This is a genomic window from Streptomyces sp. ISL-96 (genome assembly GCF_018614035.1).
Taxonomy (GTDB): Bacteria; Actinomycetota; Actinomycetes; order Streptomycetales; family Streptomycetaceae; genus Streptomyces.
In genome coordinates this window covers 1-15,490 of record NZ_JAGGPA010000064.1, presented here as the reverse complement: position 1 = coordinate 15,490, position 15,490 = coordinate 1, and the positions used below count along the sequence as shown (strand labels likewise).

Annotated in this window: 21 protein-coding genes and 1 riboswitch; of the genes, 7 read left to right on the top strand and 14 right to left on the bottom strand. The window is 68.6% G+C overall.

Going from position 1 to position 15,490, the window contains the following annotated elements; all coding sequences use genetic code 11:
* Window positions 1-55 precede the first annotated feature (55 nt).
* From J7E96_RS31290 to J7E96_RS31275, 4 genes are all read right to left on the bottom strand, one after another.
* The gene (locus J7E96_RS31290; protein ID WP_308296226.1) at window positions 56-316 is read right to left on the bottom strand and encodes a cation transporter; all 261 of its coding nucleotides are present in this window, start codon (window positions 314-316) and stop codon (window positions 56-58) included.
* Window positions 317-329: 13 nt separating this feature from the next.
* On the bottom strand, window positions 330-1,436 hold the full coding sequence (locus J7E96_RS31285) for a sulfite exporter TauE/SafE family protein (RefSeq protein WP_215136313.1): 1,107 nt from the start codon (window positions 1,434-1,436) through the stop codon (window positions 330-332).
* 122 nt (window positions 1,437-1,558) lie between these two features.
* Window positions 1,559-1,975, bottom strand: a complete 417-nt coding sequence (locus J7E96_RS31280) for a hypothetical protein (RefSeq protein ID WP_215136311.1) — start codon at window positions 1,973-1,975, stop codon at window positions 1,559-1,561.
* 56 nt (window positions 1,976-2,031) lie between these two features.
* Window positions 2,032-2,760, bottom strand: coding sequence for a hypothetical protein (locus J7E96_RS31275; RefSeq protein WP_215136309.1), 729 nt, complete (start codon window positions 2,758-2,760; stop codon window positions 2,032-2,034).
* A 348-nt stretch (window positions 2,761-3,108) separates the two neighbouring features.
* On the opposite strand from J7E96_RS31275, the gene J7E96_RS31270 reads away from it, so the two are divergent.
* On the top strand, window positions 3,109-3,336 hold the full coding sequence (locus tag J7E96_RS31270) for a hypothetical protein (protein ID WP_215136307.1): 228 nt from the start codon (window positions 3,109-3,111) through the stop codon (window positions 3,334-3,336).
* Entirely contained in the window at window positions 3,333-3,602 is a 270-nt protein-coding gene (locus J7E96_RS31265) for a hypothetical protein (RefSeq protein WP_215136305.1), read from the top strand. Before J7E96_RS31270 ends, J7E96_RS31265 begins: the two co-directional genes overlap by 4 nt.
* Window positions 3,603-3,626: 24 nt before the next feature.
* Here J7E96_RS31265 and J7E96_RS31260 read toward each other — a convergent pair whose 3' ends face one another.
* Window positions 3,627-4,037, bottom strand: a complete 411-nt coding sequence (locus J7E96_RS31260; protein ID WP_215136303.1) for a four-helix bundle copper-binding protein — start codon at window positions 4,035-4,037, stop codon at window positions 3,627-3,629.
* Window positions 4,038-4,154: 117 nt separating this feature from the next.
* Window positions 4,155-4,703, bottom strand: coding sequence for a histidine phosphatase family protein (locus J7E96_RS31255; protein WP_215136301.1), 549 nt, complete (start codon window positions 4,701-4,703; stop codon window positions 4,155-4,157).
* A 144-nt stretch (window positions 4,704-4,847) separates the two neighbouring features.
* Window positions 4,848-4,951: riboswitch (adenosylcobalamin (AdoCbl) riboswitch) on the top strand.
* Window positions 4,952-4,997: 46 nt separating this feature from the next.
* Here J7E96_RS31255 and J7E96_RS31250 point away from each other — a divergent pair.
* Both J7E96_RS31250 and J7E96_RS31245 read left to right on the top strand, forming a co-directional pair.
* Complete coding sequence (locus tag J7E96_RS31250) at window positions 4,998-5,225, top strand: CbtB-domain containing protein (protein ID WP_215136299.1); 228 nt, start codon at window positions 4,998-5,000, stop codon at window positions 5,223-5,225.
* A gap of 22 nt (window positions 5,226-5,247) precedes the next feature.
* Window positions 5,248-6,012: a CbtA family protein gene (locus J7E96_RS31245; RefSeq protein WP_215136297.1), complete on the top strand. Its 765-nt coding sequence runs from the start codon at window positions 5,248-5,250 to the stop codon at window positions 6,010-6,012.
* A gap of 58 nt (window positions 6,013-6,070) precedes the next feature.
* Here J7E96_RS31245 and J7E96_RS31240 read toward each other — a convergent pair whose 3' ends face one another.
* The 5 genes from J7E96_RS31240 to J7E96_RS31220 all read right to left on the bottom strand — a co-directional run bounded on the left by J7E96_RS31240 (window position 6,071) and on the right by J7E96_RS31220 (window position 11,833).
* The gene (locus J7E96_RS31240; RefSeq protein ID WP_215136295.1) at window positions 6,071-6,814 is read right to left on the bottom strand and encodes a hypothetical protein; all 744 of its coding nucleotides are present in this window, start codon (window positions 6,812-6,814) and stop codon (window positions 6,071-6,073) included.
* 35 nt (window positions 6,815-6,849) lie between these two features.
* Window positions 6,850-8,070, bottom strand: a complete 1,221-nt coding sequence (locus J7E96_RS31235; protein WP_215136293.1) for a DUF1015 family protein — start codon at window positions 8,068-8,070, stop codon at window positions 6,850-6,852.
* An 83-nt stretch (window positions 8,071-8,153) separates the two neighbouring features.
* The gene (locus tag J7E96_RS31230) at window positions 8,154-9,458 is read right to left on the bottom strand and encodes an MFS transporter (RefSeq protein ID WP_215136291.1); all 1,305 of its coding nucleotides are present in this window, start codon (window positions 9,456-9,458) and stop codon (window positions 8,154-8,156) included.
* Window positions 9,455-10,612, bottom strand: a complete 1,158-nt coding sequence (locus tag J7E96_RS31225; RefSeq protein WP_251070708.1) for a PLP-dependent cysteine synthase family protein — start codon at window positions 10,610-10,612, stop codon at window positions 9,455-9,457. The genes J7E96_RS31230 and J7E96_RS31225 overlap by 4 nt, the downstream gene beginning before the upstream one ends.
* Window positions 10,613-11,380: 768 nt before the next feature.
* Complete coding sequence (locus tag J7E96_RS31220) at window positions 11,381-11,833, bottom strand: hypothetical protein (protein ID WP_215136289.1); 453 nt, start codon at window positions 11,831-11,833, stop codon at window positions 11,381-11,383.
* Window positions 11,834-12,163: 330 nt separating this feature from the next.
* Between J7E96_RS31220 and J7E96_RS31215 the strand changes: the two genes are divergently transcribed.
* A complete protein-coding gene (locus tag J7E96_RS31215; RefSeq protein WP_215136287.1) occupies window positions 12,164-12,442 on the top strand; it encodes a hypothetical protein in 279 nt (92 codons plus the stop codon).
* 5 nt (window positions 12,443-12,447) lie between these two features.
* Here the strand turns inward: J7E96_RS31215 and J7E96_RS31210 are convergent, their stop codons facing one another.
* On the bottom strand, window positions 12,448-12,963 hold the full coding sequence (locus J7E96_RS31210; RefSeq protein ID WP_215136284.1) for a copper-binding protein: 516 nt from the start codon (window positions 12,961-12,963) through the stop codon (window positions 12,448-12,450).
* 174 nt (window positions 12,964-13,137) lie between these two features.
* Complete coding sequence (locus J7E96_RS31205) at window positions 13,138-13,713, bottom strand: TetR/AcrR family transcriptional regulator (RefSeq protein WP_215136283.1); 576 nt, start codon at window positions 13,711-13,713, stop codon at window positions 13,138-13,140.
* 94 nt (window positions 13,714-13,807) lie between these two features.
* Here J7E96_RS31205 and J7E96_RS31200 point away from each other — a divergent pair, with 94 nt between their 5' ends.
* Window positions 13,808-14,020, top strand: a complete 213-nt coding sequence (locus J7E96_RS31200) for a hypothetical protein (protein WP_215136282.1) — start codon at window positions 13,808-13,810, stop codon at window positions 14,018-14,020.
* Window positions 14,017-14,553 (top strand): hypothetical protein, encoded by a 537-nt coding sequence (locus tag J7E96_RS31195; RefSeq protein WP_251070707.1) that lies wholly within the window; start codon window positions 14,017-14,019, stop codon window positions 14,551-14,553. The genes J7E96_RS31200 and J7E96_RS31195 overlap by 4 nt, the downstream gene beginning before the upstream one ends.
* 146 nt (window positions 14,554-14,699) lie before the next feature.
* On the opposite strand, the gene J7E96_RS31190 is transcribed toward J7E96_RS31195, so the two are convergent.
* A complete protein-coding gene (locus J7E96_RS31190) occupies window positions 14,700-15,377 on the bottom strand; it encodes a DUF305 domain-containing protein (protein ID WP_215136280.1) in 678 nt (225 codons plus the stop codon).
* Between the last annotated feature and the right edge of the window lie 113 nt (window positions 15,378-15,490).

Genomic DNA, 15,490 nt, shown 5'->3' with positions numbered 1-15,490 from the left:
CGGCCCGGCCGGGAACGCCTCCCCGGCCGGGCCGCCGTCCGTGTTCGCGTGCGCGTCAGTCGGCGAGCCGTGCCGTGTATTCGCCGGCCGCTTCGACCGCTGCGATCAGGGCAGCGGTGTCCATATCGGCGCCCTCTTCCAGGCGAACGACGCTGCGTCCCGTGCGTACGTCCGTGGTGGCCGAGCGGACGCCGGGGAGGTCCTCCAGTTCGTCGTCGATGAGCAGGCCGCAGCTGTTGCAGTGCATGCCTTCGATCAGTAGCTCCACTTGGGGGCCGTCGGCTTCCGTCTTGCCCTTGCGGTTGAACAGCTTCACTTCCGGATGTCCTCTACTTGAAGTCGATGGTGCCGGTCTGCATGCCCATGGCACAGGAGAAAGGGAGGCTGCCGGGCTTGCGGGTGCCCAGGTCCACCTTGGTGTCGCCGTTGCGCTTGACGATCTCCTGGACGCCGAGTTCCGGGATGGTGAAGGCGCGGGCACACCCGCCCGAGTCCTTGCCGCGCAGGACCAGCGTGGTGGGCACGCCCGCCTTCGCGGAGAACTGGGTGGTCTCATAGAAGTCCGTCACGGTGAGGGTGAGGATCTGTTTCCCGGAGGCGTCGATCCGTACGGGGACGTCGGCCGCCGCCGTTTCACTACCACCGGAATCACCCGCCGCCCGGCTCTGGTCGCCTCCCTCGACGATGAACGGCGCGCTGGCCGCAGCCTGCTTGTCGGGAGTGTTGAAGGAGACCCAGCCGCCGGCCTGCAAGGCGGACCCCATGGTCCAGACGGCCACGGCCAGTACCACCACACCCGTGAGCGCGGCCAGCCGTCCGGACAGCGCCTGGCTGCTCCGGCGGAAGACATAGCCAAGCACTGCGAACAGCGGCGCGGTGCCAATGACGAATCCGGCCATCACGGCAGCACCGGCCACTGCTGACCCGGAAGTGATCGCCAGCAGTTCCATGGACAGGGTCACCCCGCAGGGCACCAGCACGGTGGCGAAACCGATCAGAGCCGGCGTGGCGACCGAATCGGTCCTGGCGCTGCGCCGCATCAGGCGACCGAACGACGCCGGAGGCCGGGGCAGCAGCCGCCCCACCCCCTTGACGCCGAACAGATCCAGCGCGAACAACACCATGAGCACGCCGGCGGCCAGCAGCAGCACCGCCTGCGTACGAGGGCTCGGCTGGAGCGCGTCACCGAAGATGCCGAGCAGCGCGCCGAGGAGGGTGTGGGAGAGCAGTTTCCCGGCAAGGAACGCCACGACCGGAGCCAGTGGCGTGGCGGCCTGCGGCGCGGAGGCCGGTTTCTTGGCGGAGGCAGGCGCGGGGGTACCGCGGCGGGTCACGGCGCCGGCCAGCAGGCCCCCCTGTACGGCGGCGCACGAGGCGCCACCGGCGAGCAGGCCGGTGCTCGCACCGGTGATCAGCAAAGCGATGGACGACGGCATGCGTCGTTACTCCTGTTCTGCGACGACGGCACGCACATGTGGGCATACGGAATCCGGGCGTGCCGAGGCGGACGTGATGAAGCGGCGTCCCGCAAGGGGTCAACCTCGCGAACGGCGATCCGTCACGTTCGTGACACGCACAACCAGTGCAGATCAGGAGGGGCCACCGCCGGGGGCGGGGCGCCCGGCTGCGCGACCAGGAGTACCGGCGAGCACCCCACCGCGCGGGGCGAAACCGCAGCCACATGGCCCGACGGCCAGTCCTGAGCGAGGGTGGCCTTCGGGGCCGCGCACTGCTCTTCGGCCGACGGGCAGTACGGGCCGGGGTCCGGTGCCGACTCGGCCACGGTCGGAGCCGAGGCATGGCTGCCGCGCTCATCGGCCACGGCGTGCGGAGCCGTCTTCATCGACCCGGGCATGGCCATCGGCATCGACATCGCCATGGTCGGCCGCGCCAGCCCCGACAGGCACACGAACAGCGCGCACACCAGCAGCACCCCGAACCACGTCCGGAGCGGTGGCAGCACGCGTCGCGACATGCGCGCCATGCTAAGCCATGACCGGCAACAGCCACGCCCCGCCCGGGTGGGCTGGACTACTCGCCTTCCGGCCAGTCGTAGCTGCTGGGCACCTCGACCTTCTGGTCCTTGGGCCCGTACACGAGGGCGATCTGGTCGTGCTGCCGGAACTCAATCGCGGCCGGGTTGCCCGGGTACTCCTTGCCGTTGACGTACGCGCGGAACTCATTGCCATCAGCGGTCTTGAGCCCACCGATGGAATCCTTGGTGAGCGCGACGTTCCACTCGGTCATGAACTGGCCGAGGGAGAAGCCGGCCTTGACCGGGGACTCGATGTGGATCACACCATTCGTCTCGTGCGTGTGCAGCGGGCTGATCTGCTGCGCCTGCTCGTCGACGCCGATGTCGGCGGAGACGGAGACCGGCTTGCCGTTCACGAGGACGTCCAGGTGGGCGTGGATGTGCTCGACGTTGCCCTCCTCGCCGAGCATCGGCAGTCCGGCCGCCTCGACCCGGGCGGAGGGATCACTCGGCGGGTCCCAGGGCGGCTCGGTCGTACGGCCCGAAGCAGTCTTGACCGGGGTCGTGGGAATTCCCTCCTGGGCTGGGGTCCGGGAAGTGGTCGGCTCGTCCGAGGTCCGGAGGAGGGCAATGGTGATCCCCGCGATGACAGCGAGTACGACGACACTCACGGCAAGGGCGATGAGCCGGCGGCGTCGGCGCTCGGAACGCTGCGCCTGCTCACGCAGCGCCGCCGCCCGGGCCCGACGGACCGCTGATGCCTTCTTGTCAGGCTTGCGGGACATGCGCGAATCCCTCCGACGTACGGTGAAAAGAAACGCCATATTCCAGGCTAAACGGGCCTTGACCTTGCCCCAGGGGGAAGGTTTTAGCGTCGTTCACAGGCACGGAGTCGGAAGGAGGCCACCTCATGGCATTCGTTGAGGGCGAGGTGTACCGGTGCCCGGACCCAAACTGCGGTTGTGAGATCACCGTGACGAAAGGCGCGGCTCCCGGCCGTGGCGGAGACGAAGCGCCCACCTGTTGCTGCGGGCTCCCCATGGAGAAGGCCCGCTGAGTCGAGCCGCGCTGCTGCGCCCCGAAGCCCGCCCCATTTCCCGAGCGACCCACCCCGAAAACCCGAAGGACCTGTAATGGGCCAGCTTCTGTACATACTCCCCCTACTCGCCTGCCCTGTCGGTATGGGCCTGATGATGTGGTTCATGATGCGCGCCAAGCGCCCCGCGGACCCCGGTCGGCCGCCGCACACCACGGCCACCCCTGAGCAGGAGCAGGAGCTCCGCCGCCTGCGTAAGGAGATCGACGCCCTGCGCGGCGAGGTCGCCACGAAGCCCAGCCCTCACAAGGGCCCCCGGGCATGACCGGACTGTGGCTTCCGCTGGCCGTGACCGTGCTCGCCCTCGCCCTCACCTACGCCTGCTGTATCCGACCGATGCTGAAGCAGGGCGGCCGCTGCGTACCCCCTTCCAAGCGCTCGGCGGAGAGCGTCGATGAGGAAATCCGACGGACCCGCGAAGAACTGGGGTATCTGCGCGAGCAGGCCGCCCGGGCGAAGAGGGGCGACGGTTCGCTCGACGCAACCAGAGGGGCCGGCCGGATTCCTCCGGACGGCCCCTCTGGCGGGTGAGGCCAGGTTCTGGCCCCACCTGCGTCAGCCCAGCGTGGCGAGCAGTTCGTTGCAGGCTTGCTCGCAGCGGCGGCAGGCTTCCGCGCAGACGCGGCAGTGTTCGTGCATGTCCGCGTGGCGCTCGCACTCTTCGGCGCATGCTTTGCAGGCGGTCATGCACGCCTGAAGCATGGCGCGGGTGATGTTGGCGTCGTAGCCGGTGTGGCGGGAGAGGACCGCGCCGGTCGCGGTGCAGATGTCCGCGCAGTCCATGTCGGTGCGGATGCACTTGGTCAGGTCTCCCACCATGCCCTCCGACAGACACGCGTCGGCGCACGCAGTACATGCCTGGGCACAGGCGATGCATTCCTCGATGCACTTGGTCATCGCGTCGCGGTCGACGCCGCCCAGGTCGGCGGGGTAGGTGCCCAGCATGTCCTTCACGACAGTGGCCATGGTTTCGTCTCCTTCGATGAGGCCGACGGGGCTGCCCGTCGGCATGCTCTCCTCCCAGTGGAGTGACACCCTGACCGCCGCGCAAACGGAACGCGGCGCTCGTCGCGCCGTAGAGCGTCAGCCGAGCCGTAGGTTCCATCGGCCGCACCGGCCGGTGAGCTGGATGGAGGACAGCGGCGGGACATCGATACGCCAGAAGACCGTCAGGGGTACCGCGAGGGCGTGGACCACTGCGGCGCGGACGGCCGCCGGTCCAGTGACGGCCAGGACGCGTCCGGCGTCCTCGGGCAGCCGGTCGAGCCAGCCGCCGACCCGGCGGCACAGGTCCGTCACGGACTCGCCGCCGTGCGGGGCCGCAGCAGGGTCCGTCGTCCAGGTGGCGACAGCCCGGGGGTCCTCGGCGGCGAGCTCGCCGAGCGTACGGCCGCTCCAGGTGCCCATGTCCATGTCCCGCAGGAGCGGCTCCACGGTGGCGATCAGGCCCAGCACGTCGGCTGTCTCCCGGCATCGCACCGACGGTGCGACGCAGTACCGCTTGGCCGACGGCACGCTGATGGCCCGAGCTTGCTTCCGCCCCCGCTCGTCCAGTGAAGAGTCGTCGTCGCAGCGCGCCTCCCGCAGGGCCGGACCAGCCGCCGCTGCCACCAGAGTCAGCCGAATGGTCATGGAAGGCGAGGTCCTTTCGAGATGGGCGGGGGTGCGCGTGATGCTAACCGGAGCGGCAGGTACACCTGTTCCGTCCCGGTGCGGGACGTGCGACATGCGCCACCTTGGCGGAAACCTTTCGGACCGCTACCTTCTTGGACGTAGGACGACGGTGTGATGGAAGTCCGGTGCAAGTCCGGCACGGTCGCGCCACTGTGTGCCCGGCACCCCGAGGGGTTGTCGGCGAGTCAGACCCTTACGCCGTCGTCGCGTGCTCCAACAACACGGGACGCGTGTTCCCAAGGAGGTCTCGCCATGGCTGACTCCGCCATCGCCCCTGTCCCCATTTCCTCCGCGACGCCCGCTGTCGCGCCTCTGCCCGTCCGGGCGATCCTGCCCTGGGCCGCGTTCTTCGGCATCCTCGCGCTCGTCCTGCTGTACTTCGTCGGCACCGAGCAGGGCTCCTTCGCGGTCTTCTCCGGCGAGGGCGTCCACGAGTGGGTGCACGACGGCCGGCACCTCCTCGGTTTCCCCTGCCACTGACACTCCGACAGGGGACAACTCTATGAACTCCGTACACGTGCGCGCCTTGTTGGTGCGCGGAATGCTCGCCGGGATCGGCGCGGGACTGCTGGCCTTCGTGGTGGCGTACTTCGTCGGCATCCCATCCGTCGACGACGCCATCGCCTACGAGTCGGCCCACTCCCAGGAGCACGGCGAGGAATTGTTCAGCCGGCTGCAGCAGTCGACGGTCGGGCTGGCGACCGGGGTGCTGGTCTTCGGCATCGCCATGGGCGGCATCGCCGCGCTGGCGTACTGCTTCGCCGTCGGCCGTATCGGCCGTTTCGGGGCACGGGCCACCGCCGCCCTGATGGCGGCGGCCGGGTTCGTCACCATCTGTTTGGTGCCGTTCCTGAAGTACCCGCCGAACCCGCCGGCGACCAGCGACCCGGGCACGCTGAACCAGCGCACGGCGCTGTTCTTCCTGATGATTGCCCTCAGCGTGCTGTTGGGAATTGGCGCGGTGGTGCTCGGGCGGCGCCTTGCTTCCCGCTGGGGCAACTGGAACGCCTCGGTCGCGGCCGGGACCTCCTTCGTGGCCGCGGTGACCGTGGCGATGGTCTTCCTGCCCGGGATCAGTGAGACCCCCAAGGACTTCCCCGCCACGGTGATGTGGGAGTTCCGGGTCGCCGCGATCGGGATCCAGGCGGTGCTCTGGGCCGGTTTCGGGCTGATCTTCGGCCACCTGGCCGAGCGGGTGCTGGAGCCGAACCCCGCTGGGGAGACGGCAGCCGGCACCGAAGGACGGGCTGCGGCAGCCGTCCACTGACACCGATCGCGAAAGACCCGTCGGGGGCGCGCCCGACGGGTCTTTCGTGCGCTCGCACTCAGTGGCCGTGACCGTCGTCGTGTCCAGGCGCTTCCGCCTCGCCGGGCGCCGCAGGCGCGGAGGTCGGCTGCGTTGCGCCGGCGGACGGCGTTGTCCCTTCCGGGGCCTTCTCGTCATGTCCCTCCTCCGCTGGTTCCGCCGCGCCCCCGTGGCTGTGCCCTCCGCCCTCTACCGGTACCTCGATGGTCGACGCCACATAGCGCAGGCCCACGAAGCTGATGGCGACCACGACGAGCACGGACAGCCCGGCCACGCTGAAGATGCGGCGCCACGTCGATTCGGCGTCCTTGAGGACGTATGCCACGAACGAGAGGGTGACGCCGACCGGTATGAGTATGGCGGCCCGGTCCGGGAAGTCCTCGAAGTGCTGGAGACCGCCGCTGAGCATGCCTATGCCGAACGAGAGCAGCAGGGAGGCGCCCATGACCTGAGCCATCCTCGGCAGTGTGGGCTTCTTTTCGGCGAGGATGTATTCGTTGAGCAGCGTGGCGGCGAGGAAGACCAGCACGCCGTAACCGGCGATGCGGGTATAGCGGGCGGGGTCCAGCGGGTGGTGCACGACCGCACCACTGATCAGGCCAGCGCCGACGAAGTACCCGACATAGCCGAGATAGCGCGCCAGCAGGGCCTGCTTGCGAGCGCGCCGTGATCGAGCTTTGCGCAGTGCGGCTCGGCCGCTGGGTCTGAGGCCGGGCTGGTCGTCGGTCTCGTAGGGGCGCTCGATGAGCTGGGTCGAGGACAAGAACTCTGCTCCTTGCGAGGGGCGTTGACAGGGGGTCAGGACTCTTCGAGTACGCGCAGCGCGAGCCCGGCGGCGGGCTTGGGGCCGAACGACGTCGTCTTGCGGGGCAGCAGCACGCCGGCACCCGCCAGCTCTCGTACGGTTGCCTCGCTGATGGCGGGTACCAGAAGGGCGACGCCGTGCCCGGACGTGGCTACGGAGGCGGCCGCGAGGTGCGCGTCGTGTACGTGCCGTATGGCGCCGGGAAGGTCGGGGACTGACCAGGCCCGGTTCAGCAATAGGTGGTCGGCGACGGCTGTGGGCAGGTCCCGCCATTGTGGCGGCCGCCCCGCCAGTGCGTCGTCGAGTGACGACTGGTCGGGATGGGTGAGGGCCCATGCCTGCCCGGCTCCGGTGAGGACGAGTTCGCCGGGCAGGGGGAGCCGAGGGCCGCCGGGCAGGGGGCGTACGCGCATCACATCGGCGGCGGCCGCGGCGGCCTTGTCGGCCTCCAGACCGGGTATGACGCGGTGGATCGCGGTGAGCTGCAGCGGATGGGCCTCCTGGTCGACCAGTAGCGCGAGGCTGCGGCCCCAGGGGCCGCGGGGCTGGTGTGCGTCGAGCCGCAGACCAGCGGCGTAGCGGTGATGTCCGTCGGCGATGAGCGCGCTGGCGCCCGCCAGTTCGCCGGTGATGGCGGCATGTTCGCGCCGGTCGGTGCAGGCCCACACGCTGTGTGTGGTTCGTCCGACCCGGGCGACGGCCAGCGGAGGGCGCTTGGTGACGTCTTCTATGACGGCGCGCCCGGAGGAAGCCGCGGCACGGTACGTGAGCAGCAGAGGTTCGAGCTGGGCGCGCAGACCCGCCATGTGCGCGGCCCGCTGACCGACGACGTGCGCCTGTACGTCCTCGTGAGGAAGCACCCTGGCAGAGCCGCCGGACGGCAGGTCGAGTTCGCCAATGACGCCGCGCTGCAGGACCCCCGCGCCGAGCTGCTGTTGATAGACGTAGAGGGCTGGAGTGCTGTCGCGTACGAGCACGCCGCGCTGCATCCAGCGCTGCAACTGCCCAGCGGCGGTCTGGGGCTCTGACGAGTACAGAAGTCGGGCCAGGTGATAGGGCCGACGGCGCAGGGCGCGGGCATGGGACGGGCCGACGTCGTCGTAGGGCGGGCAGATGACGTTCGACAGTTCCCCGGCGGTCGCGGGGTCGTAGCGCACGGCTCGAAAGGGCCGCAGCCGCAAGCCGAGTGCGGTCGGCGAGGCGGAGGTGGGCATGGAAAGCTCCTGGAGAGGGTGGGCACGGCCGGGGGAGGGGCGGGCACGGTTGCGTGCCCGCCCCTCGTCACGGGGCCGGGTCGTCAGGCCGTCGCGGGCTCGGGCTGCGCTTCGCGCACCGGCGGCGCGAGGCGGCCGGTACGGTGCAGCCCGAACAGGGCCGCGGCGCAGGCCAGGCCGAGTGCGAGCAGCGCGATCCACGGCAGAGCCGACATGCCGGCCGCGCGGGCCGCATCCAGCGAGGCCCCGGTGAGCAGGTTGCCCAGCGTGATGCCGACGCCGCAGATGGTGTTGTAGAGCCCGTAGTGGGTGGCCACGAGCCGGTCACCGGAGAGCCGGACGATGGTGTCCATCTCGAAGGGGTACGCGATCATCGTGCCCAGGGCGAGCAGCAGCGCGGCGAGCGTCGGCGGTATCGCCGCGAGCAGCCACAGTCCCACCCCGCCGTCGGGTACGGGCACGGCTGTGGCCGCCAGCAGCGGGACGAAGGCCACGCCCATCGTGAGCAGTCCCCAGGTGAGAGCCCGGCCGGGCTCCATCCGGGCCTTGCACCAGGCCGTCACCTTGGTCTGGAAGAGGATGGTGCTCAGCCCAGAGGCGGCGAAGAGCAGCGCGACCGCGGCCGTGCCAAAGGTGTCCTGTCCACCCAGGCGCCGGACTTCGAGCGGCAGGGCCAGGTAGACCTGGAAGGACAGGACGTACGAACCGATCATGGCGGCGGAGAAGAGCAGGAACGGCCGGTTGGCCAGGATGCCGCGCCACTGGGAGAGCACGCTCTCCCGCTCACCTGCCTTCGCTTCGTTCGTGTCGTCCGCCCTGCGCGAGGGCAGGCTGCGGATCTGCACGACGCTGAGCAGAGCGAAGATTCCGGCGGAGACCAGGCACGTGATGCGGAAGTCGACGCCGGTCAGCACCATGCCCACCAGCGGGCCGAGCAGGATGCCGGCCTGGTAGAAGACGTTGAACAGCGCGAACGCCTCCACCCGCCGGTCACCCGCGTCGGCGGCGAGGTAGGCGCGAACCGCCGGATTGAACAGGGCTCCGGCCAGGCCGATGGCCGCAGATGCGGCCAAAAGCGCCGGGAGCGAATCCACGAGACCGAGAGTGACGAAGCCAAGGGTTCGCAGAATGCAGCCGGCCACGATCAGCGGCTTGTAGCCGAAGCGGTCGGCGAGGGTGCCGCCGACCAGGAACATGCCCTGCTGGCTGAAGTTGCGTACGCCCAGGACGAGTCCGACGATCCAGCCGGCGAGGCCCAACGTGCCGGACAGGTGCGCGGCGAGGTACGGCATCAGCATGTAGAAACCGAGATTGATGGTGAACTGGTTCACCATCAGGAGCTGGACGCTCCGTTCGTAGGTACGGACTTGTGCGAGTGTGCCCTTCACCGACGCTCGTCCTCCGCCTCGTCCTCGATGACGGACGCGTCGTCCAGGGCGAGTTCGTCGCCATGCTCCGACGATTCGCAGAGCTTCAGCGGGTCGACCACCGTCGTGCACCGGGACCAGCGGGTGACCTCCTTCTCGTCCACCCTGCCGACGACCTCCGGTTCGAGGGCCGGCGGCCCGTCGAGCAGCCCGTGCGCGGCGCAGTAATCGTCGTCGTACACCGTGCCCAGATAGCGCTGCGGACCATCCGGGAAGACCGCCGCGATGCGGGTGTCAGCGGGCATGGTCCGCGCGAGCCACCCGGCGACCAGAGCCACCGCGCCGACGCTCCAGCCGCCTGTGGCGTAGTGCGATGAGGCGAGCTGTCGGCAGGTCCACACAGCCTCGGACGGAGCGACCCAGTGCACCTCGCTGAAGTTCTCGTAGGCGACGTTGCGTGGGTAGATGCTGGACCCCAGGCCGCGCATCAGCCGTGGCCTGGCGGGCTGTCCGAAGATGGTGGAGCCGATGGTGTCGACGCCGACGACCTTCAGTTCCGGGTACAGCTGGCGCAGGACGCGGGACACGCCGGCGGAGTGTCCTCCGGTGCCCACGCTGCACACCAGCACATCGATGTGGTTCAGCTCGGTGGCGAGTTCCAGGGCGAGCGGGGTGTACGCGGTGGTGTTGTCCGGGTTGTTGTACTGGTCCGGGCACCAGGAGCCGGGGTGCTGGGCCATCAGTTGCTTCACGCGCTCGCGCCGCGCCTCCTGCCAGCCGCCCGTGGGGTGCGGCTCGGACACGACGTTGACCTGCGCCCCGTATGCCGTCAGCAGCCGCGTCATGGACATCTCCAGCCCCGGGTCGGTGACCAGGGTGACCGGATGGCCGTACACCATGCCGGCAAGGGCGAGTCCCAGACCGAGGGTTCCACTCGTGGACTCGATGATCCTGGCGCCCGGCCGGAGGTCACCTCGGGCGCGGGCGCGCTCGACCATGTGCAGAGCAGGCCGGTCCTTGATGCCTCCGGGGTTGAAGCCTTCGAGCTTCGCCCAGAAACCGCGGTCGTCCTGGGTGAAGGGTTCGGACACTCGGAGGAGGGGAGTGTTGCCGACCAGTCCTGACAGAGCGGTACGAGCGGGCGGTGTGGTTTCAGCAGTGGGGGGAATAGACATGTCTTCGGCTCTCGTTCGTAGATGGCTGTTTCTCTGCGCATCTCGCCTTCTGCTGCGGCCGAAGGAGGGGAGACTCCTGCTCCTGGTGGCAGCATCCGGCGGCGGCCGATGGTCACGGCCGCACGAGTGAGTTCTAAATACGCCAACAACAGACGTGCATGAGTGTGCAGCGGCCCGTCCGTACTGCGGGGGGTCTGGGGCGCTGCGAGCGAGCAGCCGAAGGCCACACGCTCAGCGCGGCCACGGCCGCCACGACGGGAGCGGCCTCGGACGGCACCACCTTGGGCGGCGCGGTTTGCTGCCCGGCGCGGGTGGCTGGAACGCAGACCTCTGCGGAATGGGGCAACACGGGCGCATTGCTGGTGAATTCGGTACTCGTGGTCGCATGCCGGGGCAGCGCCGACGTCTCAGCGTGAGAGTGGCCTGCTGCCTGGGAATGGAAAACACAGCCGACGGCGGCGATCGCCAGCGCAGCAAGAAGGCAGGCAACAAAGGCACCGCGCATTCGAGCGCCCTTGGTGCCGAGAATTGTGAGCGGGTGGAACGACACAGTTCCTCCGTGCGGTGCCTTCCTCGCCCAGAATTGCGGGAAAGGACCAGGGACAGAGATCGATCACTCGGAAGGTGCCGTCGACAGCCCTGTGCAAAGTCCGTAAACCCTACGGGTACGGTCGGTCCGGTTCCACCGGACGCACCGCATGCGGCAGCCCGATTCGGGCCGCCTGGTTCAACGGGGCTGTCAATCAGCTTGAGGAGAGACCTCAAGTCCTAGATCCGCAGGATGCCTGTCGCTCTCGCGGTCGCCAGGGGCGCGTCGATCGTTCGACCGACGGCCACGACGGACCGGTGGGGCACCTGACTGCCGAGGGGGCTTTCGCCCAGGACGCCGGAGCAGGGCGCTTGCTGGGGAGCGCTTTGCTGAGGCTGTCCCGGCATGCACTCCTCGGCCGGATGCGACGAGCCTTCGCCGTCGTGTTCCTCGTCCGCCCCTTCGAGGGGCTGGGCCATGCCCAAAGACGAGTTGGCGGGATCGGCGGGTGCATGACCCGAAGTGGTCGCGGAGACGGGCCCGCTGTTGGGGAGGTGGTGGGCGGCGCTCTCGGCGCTGACGCCGTGCGCGTACACCAGGCCCACCATGAGCAGGGTCAGCCACAGCATGTGCAGCGGACCCCGGGATGCCCGGGCCCGCAGCACACCGATGGGTGACCGCGCCGTAATCATGCCGTGATCCTAACGGGTGGGGCGTACCTAATTGCAACTCGGTCTGGAAGTACCGGTAAAGCAAACCGCATATATGGTGCATGCGCGATTATTGGGGAGGTGATTTCTGTCGCACTGTCGTTGGGTCTGGATAAATATTTGGTGAGCATTGAACGAAATCAAAGGGCTGCGTTTGGTCTTGGCTACAGCTTCCTTGCCCGCGGGGTTCAGAGGAGGGGAGCCTGCGTCGGCGGAAGCGCGAGGTCGGTTTCGCGCCGCCCTGCGCTCTGGTGAAGAGGGGCGTGGTGCCCGTAGTCTGCCGTCCTGTCCTGCGAGGATGTGGAGGGCGCCATGGCTCGGTGGGTCCAGCGGGAGTGGCTCAATGAGGACGGCCGCCGCATGAGAGCGATCGTGACCGCGGAGATGGCCCAGCTCACTGACGAGGAACTGCGGCTGACCTTTCAGGTCATGCATGGAGTGCCCAGTCAAGGCGTCGGCTCCACGGGTGCCCGGACCGGACTCCAGGAGGACCTCGGCGCAGATGTGGCCACCATGATCGAGGATCTGGTGGCGTGGGTCCGCGGGCAGGATGATCAAGCGCGAGGTGTCCGGGATCGCCCAGCCGACTGATTCGCTCATCCCGAAGGAGCCGGGTATCCGCCCTCGCCGGTCGGCCGGGGAGACGCTGTCCCGCCCTTGGTCCCCACCTGGATGCGCGCGTCCATGCCCCGTCCCCTGTGGTTACCGACCGGGCACCACAACTCGTACTCACCCTCGCGCAGGGTGACGGTGAGCCGCGCTGTCTCGCCCGGCTGGAGCACGTCGGTCTCGGTAGTCGCTACGCCAGGGCCGGAGATGGCCAGGGAGTGTGGAACCTGTCCGGCATTCTCCGCGGCGAACGTGTAAGTACCTGGGCTGAACGTTGTTTCGGACAGGCGCAATGCGAAGTCCGTCTCGCTGACCTCCACCGTCCTGGCGGCCGGCTGCGAGGCGGAAGTCCTTGTGGGCGTCGTCGGCCGCGTCGGCGCCGTCGTGGTGGAGTCAGCGCCTCCCCCGTCGCCGTTTCCGCATGCTGTCACGACGAGCAGGCAGGCGGACGCCAGGACTGCTGCCAGAGCCGGTCCGCGCTTGATGCTCCGTCCAAACGTCATGGCATCTCCCTTCGGGGGGAGTATGTCCGCGCTTCGCGGCCGCTGCCATGGGCCACGCTGTCAGCGTGCGGGTATTGACCCGGTCGGTCCTGCTGTCATGGTGACGGCTGGCCCCGGTCACGGCGGCGCCTCGGTTCGGCGCGGTGAGGACCGTTCCGACGGAGCCGGAGCGCGTCAGTGCGGTGGGCGCAGGCCGGCCAGTGTGACCGTGACGAGACGGTGGACTGCGGCCTTGGAGGGCAGGCCGCTGGCTGCCGTGAGGGCGTGGAGGCAGTAGCGCGCGAGCTCGTCAGCCGCGATGTCGTCTCTGAGTTCGCCGGTCTCCGCGACCTCCGTCAGCAGGTCTCGGAACAGGTCGACGAGCTTCTGCTGTGCTTGCAGGACGGGCTCGCCCCGATGCAGAAGCGCGGCCAGTTCCGCGCCGTGGTGCGCTCGGTGCTGGGAGATGAACGCGTAGGCCTCCAACACGGCTTCGAGTCGCTTGCCGGGGCTGCCGGGGCGGTCCCGAAGCTGCGCGAGATGCTCGAGGTGGCCGTCGATGTGACGCTGGTGCCAGGCGACCAGGATGGCCTCGACGTCAGGGAAGTACTTGTACAGCGTCGCGCGCCCGATGCCGGTCTTCTCCGCGATCTGAGACATCGTCACCGACGCCAGCCCCTGCTCGGTCACCAGTGCCCACGTGGTGTGCAGGATCGCGTCGCGCACCTCGCGGCGGTGGGCCTCGATTGTCTCGTTCCACAGCTTCGGCACGGCCTCAGTGTATGGCACGACGCTGTCAATACACCATGGCTTGACAGAGACAGCCTGTATCGAAAAACTGGTGTCGAGTCAGAAGGAGAAGTACATGTCGAACCTGTCCCCCGACACTGGTAGTGGCACAGGCGCACCACGCTGGGTGAAGGTCTTCGCGATCATCACCGTCGTCGTGGTCGTGCTGTTCGTCATCCTGCTGCTGACGAAGGGTCCCGGCGGCCACGGGCCGAGCCGCCACATGTCGATCGGTGAGTCCGGTGTCCAGATGATCTCCGCAAGCGTCATCGAAGGCATCCGGCGATGACCATGCCGCCCGGTCTCCGTAAGCTCGCGCTCACCGTGCACGTGGCGGCCTCGGTCGGCTGGCTAGGCGCCGTCATCGCCTTCCTGGCGTTGGCCGTCATCGGCTTGACGAGTCAGGACGAGCAGACGGTGCGCGGCGCCTACCTCGTCATGGAGCCGGCCGCCTGGTACGTCCTCGTCCCGCTGGCCTTCGCTTCACTGGTCACCGGGATCGTTCAGTCGCTGGGCACCGTGTGGGGCCTGTTCCGGCACTACTGGGTCCTCTTCAAGCTGCTGATCACCGTCGTGTCCACCGCGGTCCTGCTGATCTACATGGAGACGTTCCGCTTCATGGCCGACGTGGCGGCGGATCCCCGTGCCGATCTCGACGCAGTACGCAACACCTCCCCGAGGCTCCACGCGGTACTCGCCCTGCTGGTGCTGCTCGTGGCCATGGTGCTGGCGGTCTACAAGCCGCGGGGGATGACCCGGTACGGACAGCGCAGGCAGTACGAGCAGCGCATGAAGTCGCGCGGCAAGGTGCCTGTTTCGTAGCCGAACTGGGCAACAGCCTGGCCATGCCACCGTGACCACAGTGCGTGCGACCGGACGGGCGCGAAGCCGGGGGAGCTGCCGGGCTCGGGACTATGGGGCCGGCCGCTGTGGCCCTGGCAGGGCCACAGCGGCGACCGGGCTGGGCGTCAGAGTCGGTCGAGGATCTTCCGCAGCTGCTGGACTTCAGCGGACTGGTTCTTGACCACATCGTCGGCGAGCTTCTTGGCGGTCGCGTTGCGGCCGTTCTTCTGCTCGTCCTTCGCCATCTCGATGGCACCGTTGTGGTGGTCGGTCATCATCTGCGCGAACTTCTTGTCGAAGTCTGTGCCCTTGGCGGCCTTGAGCTCCTCCATGTCCTTCTCGGACATCATTCCGGACATGCCAGAGCCTTCGGTGTCGCCGGTGCCGTGGTCCATGCCCGGCATGCTGCTGTCCGCCGACTCCGGCTTGCCCCATGCCTTGAGCCAGGACTTCATGGTCTGGATCTCGGGGTCCTGGGCCTTTTCGATCGCCGTGGCCAGCGTCTTGACCTCCTGGTCAGCGGCTCGGCCGCCGGCCAGCTTGGCCATCTCCAGCGCCTGCTGGTGGTGCGGGATCATCGACTGAGCGAACTTCACGTCCGTGTCGTTGAACGCGCCCGGCGCTGGATTGGCAGCGGGATCCTGGGTGGCCGCTGGGGATGACTTGTTCCCGTGGTCCATCCCGTTCATGTCGTCGCCGTTGCCGCCGCAGGCGGCGAGAAAGAGTCCGGCGGCCGTGACCGTGCCGACCAGGGCGAGACGGCGGGCCAGTGGGCGGTGGCTGCTGCGCTTGAAGGCAGTCATGTTGAAGGCACCTCGTGTTGTCAGTTCTGCGGTTGGAGTGGTCGAAACGCTGCTGTGCGCGGGCATGACGAAACGCCCGCGGGTCGGTCCGGCCTAGAACCCGTACTTCGCGG

What these genes read in the sequence shown, in the direction of transcription:
- J7E96_RS31215 (WP_215136287.1), top strand. Translation starts at nt 12,164, where the DNA reads ATGGCTCGGTGGGTCCAGCGGGAGTGGCTCAATGAGGACGGCCGCCGC.
- J7E96_RS31265 (WP_215136305.1), top strand. Translation starts at nt 3,333, where the DNA reads ATGACCGGACTGTGGCTTCCGCTGGCCGTGACCGTGCTCGCCCTCGCC.
- J7E96_RS31270 (WP_215136307.1), top strand. Translation starts at nt 3,109, where the DNA reads ATGGGCCAGCTTCTGTACATACTCCCCCTACTCGCCTGCCCTGTCGGT.
- J7E96_RS31190 (WP_215136280.1), bottom strand. Translation starts at nt 15,377, where the DNA reads ATGACTGCCTTCAAGCGCAGCAGCCACCGCCCACTGGCCCGCCGTCTC.
- J7E96_RS31220 (WP_215136289.1), bottom strand. Translation starts at nt 11,833, where the DNA reads ATGATTACGGCGCGGTCACCCATCGGTGTGCTGCGGGCCCGGGCATCC.
- J7E96_RS31280 (WP_215136311.1), bottom strand. Translation starts at nt 1,975, where the DNA reads ATGTCGCGACGCGTGCTGCCACCGCTCCGGACGTGGTTCGGGGTGCTG.
- J7E96_RS31225 (WP_251070708.1), bottom strand. Translation starts at nt 10,612, where the DNA reads ATGTCTATTCCCCCCACTGCTGAAACCACACCGCCCGCTCGTACCGCT.
- J7E96_RS31210 (WP_215136284.1), bottom strand. Translation starts at nt 12,963, where the DNA reads ATGACGTTTGGACGGAGCATCAAGCGCGGACCGGCTCTGGCAGCAGTC.
- J7E96_RS31285 (WP_215136313.1), bottom strand. Translation starts at nt 1,436, where the DNA reads ATGCCGTCGTCCATCGCTTTGCTGATCACCGGTGCGAGCACCGGCCTG.
- J7E96_RS31255 (WP_215136301.1), bottom strand. Translation starts at nt 4,703, where the DNA reads ATGACCATTCGGCTGACTCTGGTGGCAGCGGCGGCTGGTCCGGCCCTG.
- J7E96_RS31235 (WP_215136293.1), bottom strand. Translation starts at nt 8,070, where the DNA reads ATGCCCACCTCCGCCTCGCCGACCGCACTCGGCTTGCGGCTGCGGCCC.
- J7E96_RS31260 (WP_215136303.1), bottom strand. Translation starts at nt 4,037, where the DNA reads ATGGCCACTGTCGTGAAGGACATGCTGGGCACCTACCCCGCCGACCTG.
- J7E96_RS31275 (WP_215136309.1), bottom strand. Translation starts at nt 2,760, where the DNA reads ATGTCCCGCAAGCCTGACAAGAAGGCATCAGCGGTCCGTCGGGCCCGG.
- J7E96_RS31250 (WP_215136299.1), top strand. Translation starts at nt 4,998, where the DNA reads ATGGCTGACTCCGCCATCGCCCCTGTCCCCATTTCCTCCGCGACGCCC.
- J7E96_RS31195 (WP_251070707.1), top strand. Translation starts at nt 14,017, where the DNA reads ATGACCATGCCGCCCGGTCTCCGTAAGCTCGCGCTCACCGTGCACGTG.
- J7E96_RS31245 (WP_215136297.1), top strand. Translation starts at nt 5,248, where the DNA reads ATGAACTCCGTACACGTGCGCGCCTTGTTGGTGCGCGGAATGCTCGCC.
- J7E96_RS31200 (WP_215136282.1), top strand. Translation starts at nt 13,808, where the DNA reads ATGTCGAACCTGTCCCCCGACACTGGTAGTGGCACAGGCGCACCACGC.